The sequence below is a fragment of the Psychrobacillus sp. OK032 genome, assembly GCF_900111345.1.
In the GTDB taxonomy this organism is placed as follows: Bacteria; Bacillota; Bacilli; order Bacillales_A; family Planococcaceae; genus Psychrobacillus.
Genome location: NZ_FOGY01000006.1, coordinates 1 through 20572, shown reverse-complemented (window position 1 = coordinate 20572; position 20572 = coordinate 1). Strand labels below are relative to the sequence as shown.

General features: G+C 37.1%; 20 protein-coding genes and 1 rRNA gene. 9 read left to right on the top strand and 12 right to left on the bottom strand.

All coding sequences use genetic code 11. The annotated features are described in order from the left end of the window. Window positions 1-36: 36 nt before the first annotated feature. Window positions 37-3117 (bottom strand): AAA family ATPase, encoded by a 3081-nt coding sequence (locus tag BMZ04_RS12445; protein WP_093270793.1) that lies wholly within the window; start codon window positions 3115-3117, stop codon window positions 37-39. After that, window positions 3114-4280 (bottom strand): exonuclease SbcCD subunit D, encoded by a 1167-nt coding sequence (locus tag BMZ04_RS12440; protein ID WP_093270789.1) that lies wholly within the window; start codon window positions 4278-4280, stop codon window positions 3114-3116. Before BMZ04_RS12440 ends, BMZ04_RS12445 begins: the two co-directional genes overlap by 4 nt. 132 nt (window positions 4281-4412) lie before the next feature. Between BMZ04_RS12440 and putP the strand changes: the two genes are divergently transcribed. From putP to BMZ04_RS12405, 7 genes are all read left to right on the top strand, one after another. Beyond that, a complete protein-coding gene (putP, locus tag BMZ04_RS12435; RefSeq protein ID WP_093270785.1) occupies window positions 4413-5897 on the top strand; it encodes a sodium/proline symporter PutP in 1485 nt (494 codons plus the stop codon). 710 nt (window positions 5898-6607) lie between these two features. Continuing rightward, complete coding sequence (locus BMZ04_RS12430; RefSeq protein ID WP_093270782.1) at window positions 6608-7660, top strand: Delta(5) desaturase DesA; 1053 nt, start codon at window positions 6608-6610, stop codon at window positions 7658-7660. A 75-nt stretch (window positions 7661-7735) separates the two neighbouring features. Then, entirely contained in the window at window positions 7736-8872 is a 1137-nt protein-coding gene (locus BMZ04_RS12425; protein WP_093270779.1) for a sensor histidine kinase, read from the top strand. Continuing rightward, window positions 8869-9468, top strand: coding sequence for a response regulator transcription factor (locus BMZ04_RS12420; protein WP_093270776.1), 600 nt, complete (start codon window positions 8869-8871; stop codon window positions 9466-9468). Before BMZ04_RS12425 ends, BMZ04_RS12420 begins: the two co-directional genes overlap by 4 nt. Window positions 9469-9571: 103 nt before the next feature. Further along, window positions 9572-10099: an RNA polymerase sigma factor gene (locus BMZ04_RS12415; protein WP_093270773.1), complete on the top strand. Its 528-nt coding sequence runs from the start codon at window positions 9572-9574 to the stop codon at window positions 10097-10099. Window positions 10100-10101: 2 nt separating this feature from the next. Continuing rightward, window positions 10102-10848 carry a hypothetical protein gene (locus BMZ04_RS12410; RefSeq protein ID WP_093270769.1) on the top strand — a complete coding sequence of 249 codons (747 nt, stop codon included), beginning with the start codon at window positions 10102-10104 and terminating at the stop codon, window positions 10846-10848. 70 nt (window positions 10849-10918) lie between these two features. Beyond that, window positions 10919-11107 carry a CsbD family protein gene (locus BMZ04_RS12405; protein WP_369802663.1) on the top strand — a complete coding sequence of 63 codons (189 nt, stop codon included), beginning with the start codon at window positions 10919-10921 and terminating at the stop codon, window positions 11105-11107. Between the two features lie 33 nt (window positions 11108-11140). Here the strand turns inward: BMZ04_RS12405 and BMZ04_RS12400 are convergent, their stop codons facing one another. From BMZ04_RS12400 to BMZ04_RS12370, 7 genes are all read right to left on the bottom strand, one after another. Continuing rightward, window positions 11141-11938, bottom strand: a complete 798-nt coding sequence (locus BMZ04_RS12400; RefSeq protein ID WP_093270763.1) for a metallophosphoesterase — start codon at window positions 11936-11938, stop codon at window positions 11141-11143. 15 nt (window positions 11939-11953) lie between these two features. Beyond that, on the bottom strand, window positions 11954-12577 hold the full coding sequence (locus tag BMZ04_RS12395; protein ID WP_093270760.1) for an NAD(P)-dependent oxidoreductase: 624 nt from the start codon (window positions 12575-12577) through the stop codon (window positions 11954-11956). A gap of 108 nt (window positions 12578-12685) precedes the next feature. Beyond that, window positions 12686-12937: a hypothetical protein gene (locus tag BMZ04_RS12390; RefSeq protein ID WP_255367908.1), complete on the bottom strand. Its 252-nt coding sequence runs from the start codon at window positions 12935-12937 to the stop codon at window positions 12686-12688. An 89-nt stretch (window positions 12938-13026) separates the two neighbouring features. Then, complete coding sequence (locus BMZ04_RS12385) at window positions 13027-13731, bottom strand: CBS domain-containing protein (RefSeq protein WP_093270757.1); 705 nt, start codon at window positions 13729-13731, stop codon at window positions 13027-13029. A gap of 25 nt (window positions 13732-13756) precedes the next feature. Beyond that, window positions 13757-14539: an ABC transporter permease gene (locus BMZ04_RS12380; RefSeq protein WP_093270754.1), complete on the bottom strand. Its 783-nt coding sequence runs from the start codon at window positions 14537-14539 to the stop codon at window positions 13757-13759. Further along, entirely contained in the window at window positions 14532-15437 is a 906-nt protein-coding gene (locus BMZ04_RS12375; protein ID WP_093270751.1) for an ABC transporter ATP-binding protein, read from the bottom strand. The genes BMZ04_RS12380 and BMZ04_RS12375 overlap by 8 nt, the downstream gene beginning before the upstream one ends. Then, entirely contained in the window at window positions 15434-15631 is a 198-nt protein-coding gene (locus tag BMZ04_RS12370) for a PLD nuclease N-terminal domain-containing protein (protein ID WP_093270748.1), read from the bottom strand. The genes BMZ04_RS12375 and BMZ04_RS12370 overlap by 4 nt, the downstream gene beginning before the upstream one ends. Before the next feature lie 334 nt (window positions 15632-15965). Between BMZ04_RS12370 and BMZ04_RS12365 the strand changes: the two genes are divergently transcribed. Continuing rightward, on the top strand, window positions 15966-16538 hold the full coding sequence (locus BMZ04_RS12365) for a GNAT family N-acetyltransferase (RefSeq protein ID WP_093270745.1): 573 nt from the start codon (window positions 15966-15968) through the stop codon (window positions 16536-16538). A gap of 12 nt (window positions 16539-16550) precedes the next feature. Further along, window positions 16551-17453, top strand: a complete 903-nt coding sequence (locus tag BMZ04_RS12360) for an EamA family transporter (protein WP_093270742.1) — start codon at window positions 16551-16553, stop codon at window positions 17451-17453. 57 nt (window positions 17454-17510) lie between these two features. Here BMZ04_RS12360 and BMZ04_RS12355 read toward each other — a convergent pair whose 3' ends face one another. The 3 genes from BMZ04_RS12355 to rrf all read right to left on the bottom strand — a co-directional run. Next, the gene (locus BMZ04_RS12355) at window positions 17511-18410 is read right to left on the bottom strand and encodes a phosphotransferase enzyme family protein (protein WP_093270739.1); all 900 of its coding nucleotides are present in this window, start codon (window positions 18408-18410) and stop codon (window positions 17511-17513) included. A gap of 66 nt (window positions 18411-18476) precedes the next feature. After that, window positions 18477-19766, bottom strand: a complete 1290-nt coding sequence (locus BMZ04_RS12350) for an alpha/beta hydrolase family protein (RefSeq protein ID WP_255367907.1) — start codon at window positions 19764-19766, stop codon at window positions 18477-18479. A 714-nt stretch (window positions 19767-20480) separates the two neighbouring features. After that, window positions 20481-20572, bottom strand: a 5S ribosomal RNA gene (rrf, locus tag BMZ04_RS12345); the annotation flags it as partial.

Here is a 20572-nt window from a genome sequence, read left to right as displayed (position 1 = left end):
CAAAAAGGTGAGTCTAATAATCAGACTCACCTTTTCTTATTTAATAACAAATTTCGTTTTACTATATCCTTCTTTTGCCTTCTCTACTTCTAAAATTGCTGGCATTGCAGCTTTTAATTCCGCAACATGTGATATAACACCAATCATGCGTCCTGATTTTTGTAAGTCAACCAACGTATCAATGGCTTTGTTCAATGATTCTTCATCAAGTGAACCAAATCCTTCATCGATAAACATCGTATCAATCCGGATGCTACCTTGGAAGCTTTGAATGACATCAGCCATTCCAAGTGCTAGACATAGCGATGCATTAAACTTTTCGCCACCCGAGAGTGTTTTGACATCCCTCGTCTGACCTGTATATGCATCATATACATCCAATCCAAGTCCACTTTGTTTGCCATGTGTTTCTTGTCGTTCACTTCGAAGCAACTGGAATTGACCATTGGACATATGCTTTAGTCGTTCATTTGCGGCAGCAACAATTTGCTCTAAATATTCAATTTGGACATAACGTTCGAACGAAATTTTTAAATGATTTTGCCCTCGGAGCATATCATACAAATCGATTATTCGATGAACTCGCTGCTCCAAAGCCGTAATTCGTTCGCTTGTAGCAGCAATCTTTTCTTCTAATATACGACCTGCTTTTTCATACTCTTTTGTACTATTTAATGCGGTTAATGCTAGTTCGTACGTTTCTTTTAACTGGAGGAGTTCCTCCTCTAGTGGCACTAGCTCTACTTTCACTTTCGAATCTAGCTGTTGCCTTCCTTCTTTCACTTGCTCCGTTAATGTATGGACTACTTGTTTATACTCCATGCATTGTTCTTTTAGCATCATTCGGTCTCTCTCGGGTAATTTAGCTGCTTCATACGCCTCGACCGATTCAAAAGATGCTTTTACTAATGCTTCCTGAAAATTTACATACGCTTTATCACGTTTTTCTTTTGTTTCTTTTTCAGCTATCTCCGTATGTTCAAGCGTTAAAATTGCTTTCGTACAAGTATGTTGAGCAGATTTCAGCCTGTTCTGCACTTCTTCCCAAGCGCTTTCTAATGCTTCTTTTTGTCTTCTGGCAGCGGTCAATTGAAGTTGGAGCTCCTGCAAACTTGAAATATGAGCTGGGATTGCTGTTTTTTTCGATTCATATACAGCCTTTGCTTGCTCTAATAGACTAAGTTGATGCTGATAGTTTGTTTCTAATTGAACTTTTTCTTGTTCCATTTTTTCTATTTTTGCTAGCAAGTCTTTATAAGGTTGCTTTAATAAAGAGAGATTGTTTTTTTCTACTCGGAGTGCAGACACAACCGTTTCTAACTGTTTTAATTCCACTGACACTTGCTCCGCTTGTTCCATGTTTACTTGGAGCTGTTCTAATCGTTCTTGCAGTTTTTCTAGCTGTTTCATAGCCGCTTCCTTACTTGCATGAATAGTTAACCAGTTCGTTTCTAGTTTCGTCAGCTTTTCTTTTAGTCGTTGCAATTCCTCTTCGTTCACTGACTCTTCATGCGTATCCACGCTAATCGAATTATGCTCCTTACTTCCACATACCGGGCAAGGTTCACCTGGTAGTAGTTTAGAGGCAAGAATATTCGCTTGGTTACTCATCCATTTCCGTTCTTCTATATCATATGCTTCTTTCATACTATGGAAAAAGTTTTGCTGTTCTATTTCCTTTACCAAGAGTGCTTGCATTTCATTTTCATTCCAACTATATTCTTGTAGTGCCGTATGCTGCTCTTGTAATAGGCTAAGTTGTTGAACTTTTGTATCGAGCGGTTCTACCAGGTCTTCTAGCTTGTCTATCATACTTTTTTGCTTCCTAATGGATTCTTTTTCTTGGAAGAAAAGCTCCGACTTTTTGTCTAATTGACTTTTCATCTCTGCTGTACTTTTTTCCAACTGAAGCATTTCATTTCTTTTCATATCCAGTTGTTCAAATAAAGGGACTAGTCCATTTAACTGAATAACAGTTTCGACGCTTTTTTCACGTATTTCTTTTTTACTTGCCTCATTGTCATAAACAATATTTACTTGCTTTAGTATTTCTTCTGCCTTGGTCATTTCATCTCGAGCTACTTCAAGCAACTTTGTTTTATTTTGTACTTCTTTCTGTAGATCTGAATAGTAAGCTTCGATTGTTTCCATCGTACTTGCACGTTCGGCTGCTTCTAGCTGACTTTGTTTGTGTGCGTATTTCTCGGTTTGCTCTTTTAAGCTTTCAAGTTGCTGTTCTTTTGTTTCTAGCTCTTGGAATCGTTCGTTTATTGCTTTTGCTTCAAAATAGGCAATTTGTTTCGTGGCGTGTTGTGTGTAAGCCTGATTGTACGTGAGTTCGTCTAGTTGAATCTTTTCTTTATAATAGTTCGTTTCTTCTTTTAATGCATCGACTAATTGATACGTGTTAAAGCTACTAGACTCAATCAATTCAAACACGCTTGATTCACGTACTGGGAAGGACGCTAAAATTTGTTCAGTGTAACCATTACGCGTTAACTCTTCTTTTTTAAGTTCCGCTTCTGCAATTAGTTTTTTGTCCTTTAACTTCTCACTAATCATTTTATATGGTTCTGTTTTGAATATTTTACGTAAAATAGCTTCTTTGTTTTCTGTTGCAGACGTAAGAAGTTTTCTAAATTCACCTTGTGGAAGCATAACAATTTGACTGAACTGGTCCAGTGTTAGCCCAATTATTTCTTCTACTTTTTCTTTAATCTCGGAAACGATTTGTCTTTCTACTACTGGGACTTCTCCTGTTTCCAGTACTTCATAAAATTCGTATCGTTCACCCGTAGCACCTTTGTTGCCTTTTTTCACATGTGGGAGTTGTCGTAAAATGCGATACTTGCGATTATGTATTTCAAATATCAACTCGACAGCTGTATGAGTATCGTCTGTAGCGAAATCGCTTCGCATCATTTTCGTGTCACGTCGATCTTCACCGCTTCCAGACCCGTACAATGCAAAACAAATCCCGTCAAATATGGTCGTTTTTCCAGCCCCTGTAGCACCGGAAATAACAAAAAGTCGATTGTCCTTTAACTCTGTAAAATCAATCGTCTCGGTGAATTTATATGGACCAAAAGCGGTCATTTTCAGTTGAAGTGGCTTCACTCTTTTTCTCCTCCTTCCCGTTCTTCCAGAATCGTTTGTCCCAATACTTCTTTAAATAGTGTTTCTGTTTCTTCTGTGGGCATATTCCCACTCACTTCCTCATAAAATGCTTGAAACAACGTAAAGTCATCCATCTTTCTTCGAGGTATCGATTCACCTTCCGTAGAATTACTATGTGAGCGAAGTATTTTTCTTTCGACATGCATTGCATTTGGATAGACCGTTCGGATTTGCTCCATTGGCGATAAAATAGGTGTCTCATCGAGCAGCTTTACAAATACAAAATCTTCACTTACCGGCTGCTGTAAAATATCTTGCATATACCCCTCTACTGTTCGCATATCACGATTCGGAGTTAATAATCTTTTTTCTATCGTGACATTTCCGACTTCATCCAGTTCAACAATGAAGAAACCTTTTTTATGATGCTCTTCCGAAATAGAGTATTTTAATGGAGAACCCGCATATTGAATAGTCTCGTTTAATACATAATGTGCTTGGTGAAGATGTCCAAGTGCTGTGTAATGAAAGCTTTTAAAAAGCGATGCATCTACATACTCTGCACCACCAATCGCAAGTGGACGCTCTGATTCACTCGTATTTTCTTCCTCCTGCCCATGGGGAGTCACGAATGCATGTCCTACAAAAACATGTCTTTTAGTTGGATCTACTCGTTTTTCTATCTCTTCTGTAATTGCTTTCATTGCAGTTTGATGACTTATAACAGATCCATCGTCTAAAATATGACGTACTTGAGAGGGATCCGTATATGGTATCAAATGAAAGTATACATCTCCGTATGCATCTTTTAATATGACTGGTTTTGGTTCATTTGTTAATTGACCGACAATATGTAAACCTGTTTCTTTCATCAGTTTACTTCCAAAGTTCAAGCGTCCAGGGCTATCATGATTTCCTGCAATACTGAGTACGGGAATTTGTCGTTTTAAGACGATTTCAGCGAGTATTTCATCTAGTAAATTTACCGCTTCTGTCGGTGGAACGGCACGGTCATATAAATCGCCAGCGATAATAACAGCGTCTGGTTTTTCTTGATCAATAGCTTCTATTAATTGTTTTAAAACAAATTGTTGTTCTTCCGTCATGTATACACCTTGCACTAGTTTCCCTAGATGCCAGTCAGCTGTATGGAAAAATTTCAATTAAAAAACTCCTCTCGAATATATGTCCTATTATTTTATCATAATGTATTATTTGAAAAATATGTAATTTCTAAAATATTATTTAAGTCTTTTACCTACCGTGTTATTATGAGAAAAGGGAGGAGATTGTTTATGTCATCAGAAGCTTATCAACTAACAGCCATAATTATTTATATGGTTGCAATGCTAGCTATTGGCTGGTATGCGTATAGAAAAACATCGAATCTAACAGATTATATGCTCGGTGGTCGTTCACTCGGTCCTGCTGTTACTGCATTAAGTGCTGGTGCTGCAGATATGTCTGGTTGGTTATTAATGGGGTTACCTGGAGCAATTTATCTATCAGGTATGGGGCAAGCTTGGATCGCAATTGGTCTTACAATCGGGGCTTATTTAAACTGGTTATTCGTTGCACCGAGACTACGCGTGTATACACAAGTATCCAATGATTCGATCACAATTCCAAGTTATTTGGAGAGTCGTTTAAAACAATCATCTCGATTATTACGCGTGGCGTCTGGTCTAATTATTTTATTATTCTTCACGTTTTATGTATCTTCAGGAATGGTATCAGGTGGGGTTTTCTTTGAAAGCTCATTTGGTCTAGATTACCACACTGGTCTTTTAATTGTTTCTGGAGTAACTGTTGCCTATACATTATTCGGGGGCTTCCTAGCAGTTAGTTACACAGATTTCCTTCAAGGTCTTCTAATGTTCCTAGCTCTAGTTACTGTACCTATTGTAGGAGTATTTGCAACAGGTGGTTTAGGAGAAACAATAGAGTCTATTAAAGCTGTAAATCCAACACATTTAAGCCTTTTCGCAGGAACAACTTTAGTTGGTGGAATTTCTGCAGTAGCTTGGGGTCTTGGCTATTTTGGCCAGCCGCATATTATTGTACGCTTTATGGCAATTAGCTCTGTAAAAGAAACTAAACAAGCACGACGTATAGGTATTGGTTGGATGATATTAAGCTTAGGTGGAGCAATTGCAACTGCTTTAGTCGGAGTTGCTTACTTTCAACAAAATCCAGGACTAAGTCTAGATAATCCAGAAACTGTATTCATAGCACTTGGACAAATAATATTCCATCCATTTATCGCAGGTATTATGCTGGCAGCTATTTTGGCAGCAGTTATGAGTACAATTTCTTCACAATTAATTGTAACTTCTTCTGCATTAGTCGAGGATTTATACAAAGCAGTTATTAAAACTGATGCTCCCGACAAAACGTATGTATTGTATGGTCGTTTGGCAGTACTTATAGTCTCTCTTGCTGCATTAGCTGTTGGATGGGATCAAAATTCGACCATATTGAAACTTGTATCTTTTGCATGGGCAGGTTTTGGAGCAGCATTTGGTCCAATTATTTTATTAACACTTTACTGGAGAAAGATTACTTCAGCTGGTGCTTTAGCGGGTATGCTTGTTGGTGCAATAACTGTCTTAATTTGGGGCACAAATGACGTGCTTTCAGGTGCATTATATGAAATCGTACCTGGTTTCGTTTTAGCCTTAATCTCTGCAGTAGTTGTTAGCTTAATGACTTATAAGCCTAATGCTGAGATTGACAAAGAATTTGACGAAACAGAACGTTTATTAAAAAGAGATCGTTAATTAGTAGAAGAAGCTGGCCGAATTATTCGGTCAGCTTTTTTTATTGCCGGAAGCAAGATAAAGTTGTGCATATGTCCCTGAATTTGGCGAGTATAGCTGTCTTATATTCCGCATAATAAGGATACTGCGCACTAATCGAGATCTACAAAGCGACCACTATGATTTCCGCTGCAGGCGGACGCTTTCCGCGGGCATGGCTTCAATCAATGAGAATTTCTTGCTAAGATGGTGTCTGTAGTATTAGAGAGATAATTATGAGATCCACTACGCAATAATTATTAAAGCTAATTAGAAAATACTGTCTCCCAATAAGTGAAGCATTCATTAGGAAAAAGCTCTTTATCTTTCAACTATTTTCGTAATTACTCCTTGTATTTCATCTCATCCAGTTACGCTGATTAGCTAGCAAATTTTATGGATTGGAGCGTAAGCGTCGGCGATGGCTTATCGCTCACCCGGCGGAAATCAACTGCCCTTGCGGTATTCCACTACGACGCATTATCCTTATACTATTGATTTGTTAATTTATTTTTACATAAATATTTCAAGCCTGGTGACACTATGCACATGAAGGATATACTGTACTTTTCTAATATATTCTTTGTTCCTATATGACACTTGTCATACTTAAGACTTGACGTTTATGCCTACTCCTAATGACGGCGTACCTTTATAGTTAGGATAATAATTCCCTTGTAGGAGGAATAAAAATGAGTAGAGAAAAAACACTTGAATTACGCAAAAATGTAAAACCATTTGAAAACTCTGAGTTGAAAAAGAGTATTATTCAACTTATTAATACAATTCCACCGTTTTTTATCTTTTGGTATTTAGCCTACATAAGTTTAGATATTTCTGTATGGCTCACAGTTGCTCTATCTATAATCACTGGAGGATTTGTCGTTCGTGTTTTCATTATTTTTCATGACTGTACGCATGGTTCTTTCTTCAAAAATAAAAAAGCTAACAATATTACTGGTACAATCACAGGAATTATTACGTTATTTGCCTATGAAAAATGGAAACGTGAACATAATATCCATCACGCAACAAGTGGAAATTTAGATAAACGCGGTGTCGGTGATATATGGATGATGACCGTTGAAGAATATATAGAATCGAATTTTTGGAAACGACTTTCCTATCGTCTCTATCGAAATCCTATTGTGATGTTCGGTTTAGGACCTGCGTTATTATTTTTAGTCAGCAATAGATTTAATCGAAAAGATGCCCGTCCGAAAGAGCGTAATAACACCTACTTGATCAATATTTCGGTTGTTGTACTGTATGCTCTAATGATTTGGTTAATAGGATGGCAAGCATTCGCAATCATTCAAGGAACCATTTTATTCGTTGCTGGTTCACTAGGTATTTGGTTGTTCTATGTACAGCATCAGTTTGAAGATTCGTATTTTGAAGACGAGTCCGATTGGGATTATGTAAAAGCTGCTGTTGAAGGAAGCTCTTATTACAAGTTACCAAAGGTTTTACAATGGGTAACTGGTAATATCGGATTTCACCATGTGCATCATCTAAGCCCAAGAGTTCCTAACTACAACTTAGAAAAAGCGCATGAATCGACTCCACCTTTACAAAAAGCAACAACGATCAATCTTCGTACTAGCTTAAAATCAATCCATTTCCGCTTGTTTGATGAAGCAAACAAAAACTTTGTAACCTTTAAAGAAATTAAACACTTACTCAAACAACAGAAGCAGTCCACAATGCTACATGCTAAAAATGTAACAAACGAAGGGAAATAAACCTTTAGCAAAAACCATTCCATTGTAACGCGGAATGGTTTTTCATTTATAATAAAGAAAAGTGAGGTGCATTCGTTGCCAAAATGGTATCAGATTTTCCCAAAGTATCCTTGGTTAAGTATTTACGCTTGGATTGTTTTTTGTATTTTTCCTTTCTTTTTTATTTTTAAATCAAGTGCACTAATAGAAATTGTCATTGGATTAACTTTAACTATTTTATTTTTTATTGCGTATCGTCTATCATTTACTTCTACCGGTTGGCTTTTATATGTATGTGTAGCTATTGAAATAGCAATTAGTGTAGCGATGACACAACTTTTTGGTTATATTTATTTTTCCATTTTTTTGTCTTTCTTTATTGGTCATATACAACATAAAGTTAGTTTTTTTATCCTTTATAGCATCCATATAGTTGCTATCATTGTAGCTGTCCTGATTGGATTCTTTGAGCAAACAGAACTTTTTCTGTCACATCTCCCTTTTCTAATCGCTTGTTTAATCGGGGTGATATTATTGCCATTCAATACATATAACCGCAATAAGCGAGAGCTATTAGAAGGTCAGCTTGAAGATGCTCAGAAGCGAATTTCTCAATTTGTCATTATAGAAGAAAGAGAACGGATTGCACGAGATTTACATGATACACTCGGACAAAAGCTATCCCTCATTGGGTTAAAAAGTGATTTAGCAGGTCGACTTATTGAAAAAAATCCCATAGAAGCCAAAAATGAAATTAATGATATTAATCAGACTGCGCGCTCTGTTTTGAAAGAGGTACGAGAACTAGTGGCAAATATGCGCGGGAATAAACTGGAAGATGAACTTTTTCGAGTGAAACAAATACTTCTCGCAGCAGAAATTTCCTGCAAAATAACCGGAACATTAGAACTTAGAAATACCCCGTTACTTGTCGAAAATGTACTTAGCATGTGCTTAAAAGAAGCGGTCACTAACGTTGTAAAACATAGCGGTGCTTCTTCATGTTCAATCTCGATTAAACAATCCACCAAAGAAACATTGCTTAAAGTACATGATAATGGCGCTGGAATCGATACGATAAATGATTGGTCAAAAGGTCATGGCCTTCGTGGTATAAAGGAAAGACTAGACTTTGTGAATGGTAGTTTAGACATTCACTCGAAAAACGGTACAACACTGAATATACGTGTGCCCATTGTGATTCAACAAACAAGACAGGAGGATGAGACATGATACGAATTGTCATTGCAGAGGATCAACGAATGGTACTTGGAGCACTTGGTTCACTTTTAGACTTGGAAGAGGATATGGAAGTTGTCGGAAAAGCGAATAATGGGGAAGAAGCCTTGATGTTAATCGAACAACTGCAGCCTGATATTTGTATAATGGATATTGAAATGCCGGTCAAAAGTGGACTAGATGCTGCAGAACAATTAAAAGAAAATAATTGTAAAATCATTATTTTAACTACTTTTGCAAGATCTGGCTATTTTGAACGTGCACGAAAAGCTGGGGTAAGTGGTTATTTACTGAAAGATAGCCCCAGTGAAGAACTCGCGAATTCCATCCGCATTATTATGGATGGTCGCCGTATCTATGCACCAGAGCTAGTCGATATCGCGTATGAAGGTGAAAATCCTTTAACCGAGCGGGAAAGCCAGGTACTGGAATTGATTGCAAACGGGAGAAATACAAAAGAAATTGCAAAAGAACTTTATATTACTACGGGTACTGTACGCAATTATATCTCCGTTATTTTGGATAAGTTAGATGTAGGTAATCGAATTGAAGCGATTGCCAGATTTAAAGAAAAAGGTTGGTTTAAATAGTCATTTCCACTGCTTAAAGTATTTACTTTAAGCTTTTTTTATTTCCACTAAACTTTTTGCTCCCTTGAAGGGTATATATAAGTGAAAGGAGGGAACAAGTTACATGCATGAAGATATTTTAAAAGAAATTAAAAAAGGAAATAGAGAGGCATTTCACAAGTTTTACGATGAGTATGCTGGATATGCCATTCGAACAGCAAAAGCCATTACTCGGGACGATGAGCTTGCAAAAGATGCCGTGCAAGAAGCTTTTATTCGTGTATATCGCAATATATCGTCTTATAATCCTACCCTTTCTTTTGGTGCTTGGTTTTATCGAATTTTAGTCAATGAATGTAACCGAATTTTATCAAAGGAAAAAAAGGTTGTGCCTATAGATACTTCGTTAATGGAGGGAAATCCACAGTTAACGGAGCATTCAAACGAAGGTGTTAGTGATTTATACGGAGTCATCCAGCATATGGCGGATTTGTACCGTATTCCACTATTGCTGAAATATATAAAAGGATTTTCCGAAAAAGAAATTGCAGATATTTTAGATCTGAACCAAAACACCGTCAAGTCAAGGCTTTTTAACGGGAGAAACCTGTTGAAAGACCAACTATATCTAATTGAAACGGAGGGGAAATGAGCATGGATCAAATGGATAAAAAAATAAAAAAAGAAATACTCGATCAAACAGAGGACTCCCAAGATAAAATAAAAGTCGATATTTGGAATCATATAGATCAAGAGCTTTTCCAACAAAAGAGTAGAAAGGAAAAATTCATGAAAAAGAAATCTAAAATAACACCAATTATTATTACCGCTGCAGCTTTGATAATGATATTGTTTAGCACACAAACAGACACAGGGATGGCATTTATAAAACAAATAAAGGACATGTTCGAACCAGAGAAGGAAATTACCCAAAGTATAGAGGGAACAGAAGAAGAAACAGATGTGGTTCTCCAAGAAGGAAAAGATGCGGAATATGTGATTTATATCGATGAAGCACGATACAAACTTGTGAAAGGCGAAAACTTCGATATAATTACGACTAAAGAGCCATTAGAAGAAAGATATCCGGAAGTTTCGATGAAAATTGAACAATTTAAAGGCCTTACTCCAGAAGAGATAGTGGCTTCAAAAGAAACAGAACTTGCTTCAGAATATTCCAAAGTGACGGCAACAGAATCTGTAAGTGATCCTGTAGAAGGTTATAAACTGCACGCAATCGATGGCGGCACAGAGTGGGATAGTCCCGTTACGAACGTATATGTAGTAGACAATAAAAATGGTGGAAGCTTTGTCATAACGGAAAAGTACTTCCTAGAAGCAGCTGAAGGTCACGGGGCAAGATTCTATGCAATGTTGAAGCAATTTGTGATTATAGAATAAGTTATATAGTTTCATATTTATCCCACTTGGGTATATACCTCATAGAACCGTAATTTGAGGAGGAATACACATGAGTGGATTATCGGACAAATTAAAAGGTACTGTAAACAAAGTCAAAGGCGAAACAAAAGATCAAATTGGAAATGCAACCGATGACATGAGATTACAAGCTGAAGGTAAGCTTGATAAAGTCAAAGGCGAAGCACAACAAGAATTTGGGGAATTTAAAGAACGATTGGATAGAAAAGATAATAAGTAGTTACTAGTCCCCTACAAAAATGCAGGGGGCTTTTTATGTGGCTTTTAATGTAACAACAATAATTTCCGGTGTATTAAACACCCTAACAGGCATAACACTATTTCCTAAACCTCTACTAACGATCATATTTGTTTCATTTTCCGTATACATTCCCGCTGTATATTTCGGTAATAAACCTTGACCTGGAGCTACAAGTCCTCCTAATCCGGGAATTCGAATCTGACCACCGTGGGCGTGTCCTGTAAATACAAGCTCCACTCCATTATCTACATAATCCCGAAACGTTTCTGGGCGATGAGATAGAACTAGTGTATAGGCATCCATCTTATCGAACTTGCTCAATGCATCCCCAACCGATACCCCATTCAATGGATCTTCAATTCCTATAATGCGTAACTGCTCTCCATCTTTTTCTATTATTTTTTCTTCATTTGATAATACTTTTACACCTAAATCAGTCAATGAAGCTTTAATATGATCCACATCATTCGTCGCAATTTCATGATTACCTGTAACATAATAAACAGGTGCAAGCGAAATAATTTGCTTTACCACATCTAAACTATTTTCCAAGTCATAGCGATTACTGTCTATCAAATCTCCTGTTAAGAAGATGAAATCCGGCTCCGCATTTCGGACTTTTTTTGCAAGTTTTTCTTGGTTTTCACCGAATGTTGCATCGTGTAAATCAGAAATTTGTACAATCTTTAAACCATTAAATGCTATTGGGATGTTACCAGATTCTACTGTAATTTCTGTTGTTTTAATCCCATAATTCCCTATGTATAAAGCAATTGCTATAACAATTAATCCTACTAACCACTTTTTCATTTATTTTCTCCTAAATTACTCGGGACTCATAATACCTACTCTATAACCAATATGTTTATTCTCGATGAATTCGTTATATGCAAATAAAGCTGTATCTCCAGTTGTCGTTCGAACTGCTCCAACTGGTAACCTATCTCGTTCGATCATATACTCATTAGTTGCTGTGCCAGTAGGCAAATACGTTGGACAAATAATCGTCCAATCTAGCGATGATACACTTAACATCATAAAGACTCGATGATGTTCTTTTGCAGCTACTTTTGATCTCTGTTTCGATTCGGATGATTCATAACGAAGAAGATCCGGCTCTAGCCTACTTGTCAATATGCCTGCTGTTCCAATAGTTATTATACGATTAATATTCCGATTTTTCATCTCTGCAATAATATGTGAAATAGACTCTGTTAATACAGTCTTCCGATCTGTCCCAAGGGCACTTATCACTGCATCTGCATTTTTTAATGTACGCTGTATATCAGATGCTTCTCTTGCATCCCCTTGTAGGACGGTCAATCTATCGTGAGGTTGCACTTTCTCTAAATCTCTTACAAGCGCTGTTACTTCTATATTGTTTTTCAAAAGTAATAAAAGTATGTCACTTCCCACACGTCCAGTAGCTCCAAACAAAGCAATTCTCATATTAACTCACTCCTTGTTCATTATTATATCAAATGTAAAAAAGTATCCGTGTATTTAGCACAAGGATACTTTACCATGTCGAATAATGTTATTTCCCGGGAAATAAATTTAAAATGAACTCGTAGAGAAAATTATTGCGAAAATAGCACCATAAAAAATTATAATAAGTACAATACTAATAGCCATCCAAATGAGTGATGCTCGAGCATAGTTACGACGTTTGTCTGGACTTCCAAATCCCCAGACAAAAAGCATGACGATGTTTACGATTGGGATAATCATAATAAGCATCGTAATGAGCCACTCCCCTACTGACATGTCACCGGCTGGCTGTTGTTGAACCTTTTCATGCTGTTCCAAATGTTAATCCTCCTTTCCCTAATGTATGACACTTCCATTTTACTCGAAAACGGACGAGAAAAGACGACTTTTGGAGAAATTCATTCGGATTATTTAATTTTCATCAAACTCATCGGTGTAACAATTCCAATCAGTTTGTTATTTGGCTTACCGTCATCAGTGATTAGCAGTGCTTCTAAACGCCGCCCTCTTGTTACCGCTGCCTTAAAAATTTCCAATGCTTCATAAACGGATTCTTGCTTGGCCATAAATTGATGATTTTCCCTGTCATTTTCATGTGCAAGAATTTCACCTAATGTCGTCCGTGATCTAGAAAAGTCTTTAGACTCCACCATGCTAGCCATCCACATTGTAATTCCAACTGGTGTAATTAACCCTTTAAACTGCGTACCGTCATACACTGGAAATTGGTTATACTTTTTGTCTTTAATGACTTTTAACGCATAACTCAAGGAATCCGTTTGTTGAAACATCGTCACATTCGTTCGGAACATGCTGCCGACTGTTACCGGAGTCCTCAAAGCCGTTTCAATTTCTTCCATTTTTAGTACAACATCTTCATGCGGTTCTGCAATTGCAAAATCCATCGAGGTGCGATTATGAATAATTGCATTTCGAAGATCACCATACTCTCGCAAATCTAGTTCATATTTCCTTATTACTGCATTCTTTTTTTTCGCGTAATCGATCAATCGATAAAATGCCATATGCTCTTGCGTTCCAATAACGTCTTTCATAAGTTGATCTATTCGATTATATGCTGTTACAAATCGATCAGAATTGCGAGTTGGCATCTTTTTTCACCTCGAAATAGTTTTTTTATATTTTTGTCTTTGAAATATTCCTTTTAGCGAAATAAACTGCTCCGAGTATCAATATAACAATCGCTAATAAAGTAATTATTAAACTCCAAATAAATGGTGTTTTATCCACGCTTCCATTTAATACATACCCTGCATACATAGGTATTTTCCAAGGTGAAATTGTCCAGTAAGCTCCAAGTAAAGCATCGATAAATTGAACAAATAAAACGAGTGCAAGAGAAACAATTGAAGCAATTGCAGTAGAAAATGCCGCGCTTGAGAATAGGACAATGCTAACTACAAACAACAACCAGACGATATATGTTCCAAGAAAGCCTACAAATGCTCCTGCACCCACTGCACCGAAGAGAACATTCGTATAATATAAATTTGCTAATAATCCAAGTATGACACTACCAATCACTAGTATGCACATCACACTAAATTTACTATACACATAGCTCATATACGAAATTGGACGCACATATAAAAACGTTGAAGTCCCGTTCTTTCGCTCCCTTGAAATAATACCTGCAAATCCGAGCGTTATTACTAACATCCCGATAAACTGGTACTGACTGACCGTCGTCATGACGATTTGCTCCGGTGTTAATTCAGGAAACGGAAAAACAGTTCCTTCTGGCATATTTCCTACTGCATTCAGTATTTGCGGTAAATAATAATTGGTCAAAGGGTCCGAGATACCAAACAACAAAAACACGAGTGGTATCCAAAGAATTTTAAAGTTCCGTACATTTTCTCGCCACTCTTTTTGAAATAATACCGAAAAATTACTCATCCTTATTCACCACCTGTAAAAATATTTCTTCTAAACTAGCAGTCGCTCGCTCTACTTTTAACAAACTCGAATTACTATCTGCAAGTATACGCAGTACTTCGTTCATTACCGGTTTTTTCTCGTCTATATGAATAAAAGCAATTGAATCTTCCTGTCTAGCTGGCCATGGAGAGATTTCAACAAATTTTGCTGCTTCCTCAGTAGAAGTAAAATAAATCTTATACATAGGATTTGCATATTTCTCCCGGAATTCTTGCATGGAACCTTGCTCCACTAATTTTCCTTTTCGTAAAAACACTAATTGATCCGTCATTTCTTCTGCGTCATTTAAAATATGAGTCGAATATAAAATGGTCGTTGTTACTTGTAACTCTTTTAGTAAGTTCATTATTTCACGCCTGCCTAATGGATCCAATGCAGAGACTGGTTCATCTAAAAGCAATAACGCTGGTTTATGAACGATTGCTTGTGCAAGCCCTAGGCGCTGTTTCATGCCCCCGGAAAATGTGCCTGTTTTTTTATTTTTCGCATCTGTTAGACCTACAAATTCTAGTGTTTTTTCTGCTTCCTGCTTTGCTATTTTGGGATCAACCCCACTTAACTTTGCAGCCATTTCGGTAAATTCTAGAGCAGTCAACCAAGAGTAAAACTTAGGATATTGCGGTAAAAACCCGATTACTTTTCGAATATCCTCTGTAATTTCTCCATCAAATACAATCGTTCCGGATGTTTGTTTTAGTAGTCCTGCGAGCATCGACAAAGTCGTTGTTTTCCCTGCTCCATTTGGTCCAATAAGTGCAGTTGACGTGTTTTTGATTAGTGAAAAGGTTAGACTATCTACCGCTTTTTCTTTTCCATATTGTTTTGTTAAACCTTGCATATGAAGTAATGTTTTCATTCGTTTCGTCTCCCTACGATGAAATAGATAATTGGTCCGATTAGATTACCTAAAACAATGATCAATGCCCACAACCATTTAGGGCCGTTTGTATTACTTACCCTGATTAAGTCAATAATAGCAACAAGTATTAATATAAGTTGGATAACCAATAGCGGCAATATAAGCATCCAGGGTATTGATTCGAAGTCCATTGTCATTCCTCCTTTAATTGTTCTCCTCTATTCTACTATATGTAGAACAAAAAGGTTTCAAAATTTTTTTACAAAAATTATAAAATCTTTTGTATAAGGGTTTCTCCATTCCAACTCCTACGCACAGCTCGGTGCAAACAAGTGAATTAGTAACACTAGAGGAACTTGCCTATTGGACTTCACGATGAGGGACATACAATGGTTGCGAAATGTTTTTTTGTTTTGCGAAGAGCTTTGCGCAGGAGCACCAGGATACAGCGTACTTGGATTCTACTAACATAGCCTTTGGGGCCATAGTTCTGTTATAATGTTTCATTGGGAAGGTGGATGAACAATGAACATTTCTATTAGAAATGCACGTAAAGAAGACGCCCAAAATGCGGTTCCTCTAATCATGGAAGCAATTGGGGATATCGCTATGCATATCACAGGAGAAACAGAGGAAACAAAAGTAACGAAAGAATTCGAGCATTTGTTTACTCGGACCGATAATCGTCATTCTTATTTATATACGTATATTGCAGAAGTAGAAAGTAAGATTGCTGGTGTGCTAGTGTTTTATTCGGCTGAACAATCTAGTACACTCGATGCAAACTTAGAAGCATACCTTTCTAATAAAAAGGGAACTGCAGTCAAAATAGATCCCGAAACGTTACCTGGGGAATGGTATATAGATACAGTTGTCGTGGACCCTACTTATCGTGGTCAAGGCATTGGCACAATGCTTTTAAATTACGCTGAGCAATTAGTAAAAAGCTTCGGAGGCGGCAAACTATCTCTAAATGTAGAAACAGGAAAATATGCCGCAATAAGCTTGTATAATCGACTAAGTTTTGATAATGTATGTCCTTGGACAATTATCGGAGAACCTTTTTATCATATGGTAAAAACAGTAAAGGCCGATTAAAGGAGAAATTTTATGAAATTATGGATTTACCCACTGATGGTTGTTTTTGCAGCCAGCTCTTATGGGACTTTATCAACAATGGTGAAACTCGCAATTGGAGAGGGCTACACAGCTTCTGAAGCCGTTGCGAGTCAATATATTATAGGTTTTCTTTTAGCTTTAATTATCTATCTAGTAACGCAGCGGAAACTCCCTCGTTTATATGGCGGGGGCAAAATTATATTATTAGCAGGTATCTTTACAGGTATGACAGGGATAGTTTATGGACAAGCGCTAATCTACTTGCCTGCTTCTTTAGCGGTCGTAATGTTATTCCAATTCACATGGATTGGCACGTTAATCGATTGTATTTTAAGAAAAAGATTGCCTACGAGACCAGAAGTAATTTCACTTATTATTCTATTTATCGGAACGATATTAGCTGCTGGTGTTCTTGATGTCGATTTAAGTGGTATTGACTGGAGAGGCTGGGTGTACGGATTTGCAGCTGCGGTTTCGTTCTCGTTGAATATGAACGTCAATACGAAGCAAGTAGAAGGGATGAATACCACTACTCGTCTCCTATTTGTTTCGTTTATTGCAGCTGTCATGATAGCCTTTTTTCAAAGCCCTGAAATTGTTTGGAACGGGAAATTATTTACGGAATCACTACTATTTTACGGACTAGCTCTTGGACTACTTGGCATTATTATTCCAATTTACTTATTCGTAATTGCTGTTCCAAAAGTTGGAGGTGCCGTTTCTTCTATATTAAGCGCTATGGAGTTACCGGTTGCTGTAATTGTTTCGGTACTTGTGTTGAAAGAGGCCTTATCGTGGCTACAAGTGCTTGGAATTCTCGTTATTTTAGTTGGTATGTCTATTCCGACGCTAGCTACTACTTTGAAAAACAAAAAACGAAGAACTACTTCATAACTTACTAAAAAGAGTCTAATTCATACTAGAATTTAGACTCTTTTTTGCTTTTAGATATTACAAGAAGATGGAAAAGTCACTTATCCCTGCATATGGCGTTTTGTTCGAAATTTTTTCCTCCAAGTCCACCAAAGTATACTCTTGCCATTCTTCCAAATTATTCTTATCCCACTTCTGAGTAAATAGCTGGTATAAATAGATCTCCCTTATTTTCAGGAATATAGGAATTTGCCTTATAACGTCCTTATGAAGCAAATTTTCCGTTTGATAACCCGAAAGAAAATGGTTCATAAATATCTGAGAAAAAGCTTTTGAATTGCCATTGTAAGAGCTATGTTGCCAATATGCATGGTAGAAGGCAACTGCTATATCTTGCGCATACCAATTGAATGCACAGTCATCAAAGTCAATCGTAGTAATAATACCTTCATTTGTAATGATTAGATTCCCTTGATGAAAGTCATTGTGAATCATACCAAATGTGCTTTCCATGCTATAAAACGCACTCAGGCTTTGCATCAACCTGTCGTAACGATCCCTTAACAGTGAGGATAAGCTTGCTCTAATACCAAACACATCCGTATTCTCCACTGTCCAAACAGGTCGATGTATTTCTTCTACCTGGAACCTTTTAGATAGAACATGCATCCTTCCTAAGGTCTTTCCCCATTGTTCAAATACTTTTTCATTCCAATGTAATGCGTTTGTCACATCCATCACATCGCCCTTAACAAATTCGAAATACGTTATCACCCGGCTGTTTTCCTCTTCCAAATGCATTTCGGGCTTGGGAACGGCAACTGCATGTTTGTATAGGAAATTCATCCATTCAATTTCCTGTAAAACCATTTCCTTTGTTTTTCTAGCATTAGACACTCTAACTATTTTTCCTTTTTTCTCCATGTAATAAACGTCGTTATGAAACCCTCCATCTAGTCGGATAGCATTTTCTCTCATCCTATTTCCCCCTATAACAAAACGCTGAACTCCAAAAAGTTCAGCATTTTATTTTCAGCCATCTATTCATTTTACACGTTCTTGTAAGAATTCCACTATACCATCTATTAAACCTTTTGCTAATGGAAGATTCGGATCAGAATAGGTAGCGATATTTCCTTCTCGATCGGATGGTGCTTCCTTCAATATATGGTTCATCTTATCAACAATGAGTAAATCTGAATCTTTATTAGCTTGATGTAATAGCTCTGCATCTTTTACAGGGACTTGAATATCTAAATTGCCATTCACTAGGAGTACAGGTCCATTAAACTTTTGCAATTGTTCAAGGGGGTCATATTTTAGCCAGGATATCACATATGGTTGAACCGATGAGCGGAATATACTTTGCAATTCTGGGCTTACCGTTTTCACTTGCTCACCTTTTTTTAACGATTCTAGAATATCGATAGACTCTTCCAATAGGTTTGGTGGAAGTTGTGTTTGGAGTTGTTCAAGGAGTACCTGATCAATAGGTCTTCCAGCTCCAGCAATGGAAATGAACATATCTGCGTCTGCTTTTTGACTAGCGACCATTCCAATAAGAGAACCTTCACTGTGACCGATTATTCCAACCTTCGAAAAGCGTTCATCAACCTTTGCAAATTGTACCAATGCAGCCGCATCATCAATGTATTGTTCAAATCGCAAATCTTCTTCCTTGCCTGCCAAACCTGTGTTATTACCAACTCCTCGCTTGTCGTAGCGCAAAGTTGCCACGCCTTCTACTGCTAAATCTTCAGCAAGCATTTTCAAGCTATTGTTTTTCCCCGGTAATGCAATAGAGTTTCCATTTCGATCCGTGGGACCAGAACCAGCAATGATGACCATAAGCGGGAAGGGCCCCTCCCCTTGAGGAATTTCTAGTTGGCTAAATATGATACCATCTTTTACCTTCACTTCAACCAAACGATCTTTTTCTACTTCCTCTTCCTTACTTCCTTTTACCAATTCAAAAGGGAAAGCCTGCCCTTGCTGAGTAAATGTTCCCGTAATCTTTTCTTGTTCGACTTTACCATCAAACGTTAACTTTTGACCTTGTATATTCATATTAAAGAACAGGTCCGATTCCGTTAATTTCACACTTGTTAATGGATAATCGTTTAATCCTTGTAATGGAATACTAATCATCCCTTTGTCCGCTTCAAATTCCACGATAATTGGTAGTGGTTGGTTTGAAATATTGATGGTCCCCTCCCATACACCTTCTATGTTTCCTAAAGAACCCATTTCTGATGCCTCCTCTTTTTCCTTACTACACGCAGTAAGTGACAAAAAGACACTTGCTATTAAAGAAAAAACAATTCCCAATCTCATCATACAATCCCCTCACCTTTGTTCTATAATCAATATAACAAAGGCGAGATTGAGAGTAAAGACTGATGAACTCTATTTCAATGTTTAAATTAAAAAAAGCAGAAGTGCAGATTAAATTGCACTTCTACTTTCAACTGACTAAAACAAATACAGCAAAACAGATTAGTATATCTTTCGATCTACAATATATACGATTAACGCGACTGTCTCATTTATCTGGTAAGGGTGTATCATCTTGAAATACATATCTAATGTCAGTCCCACTGTTCTAATTAGGTCCCTTTCATATATTCTCGCATTCCATGTGATACGTTATACCCTTCAATATAGTTCCTTAAATTATAACTATATAGTCTTCTTTGCTATTTTCCACTAATAATATACCCAGGGTTATCCTGAGTATCAATGGTCTGTAGAAGCGACCCTAGGTTAGTTAAATTTGATGTGTTGATAAGTTCCACAATAGAATCCCAAACCATAGTAATTTGTACTCCCATTTTGTATCTCAGCTATGCACTTCATTATTATATGTACACTTAATTTTTGTTCATTCCCTTCAAAGTCGAATATTTGCAGCAAGAGAAACCAGTTTCCCCTATGAAAGCAACCAAATATAGATAGCCTTAATAGTTTTACTTCTTTCTGGCGGTGCATTATTATTTTACAAACAAAAAAAGTCGTTACCGGTTACTCGGTAACGACTTTTTTATTAGTGCCCAGCGACGTCCTACTCTCACAGGGGGAATCCCCCAACTACCATCGGCGCAAAAGAGCTTAACTTCCGTGTTCGGTATGGGAACGGGTGT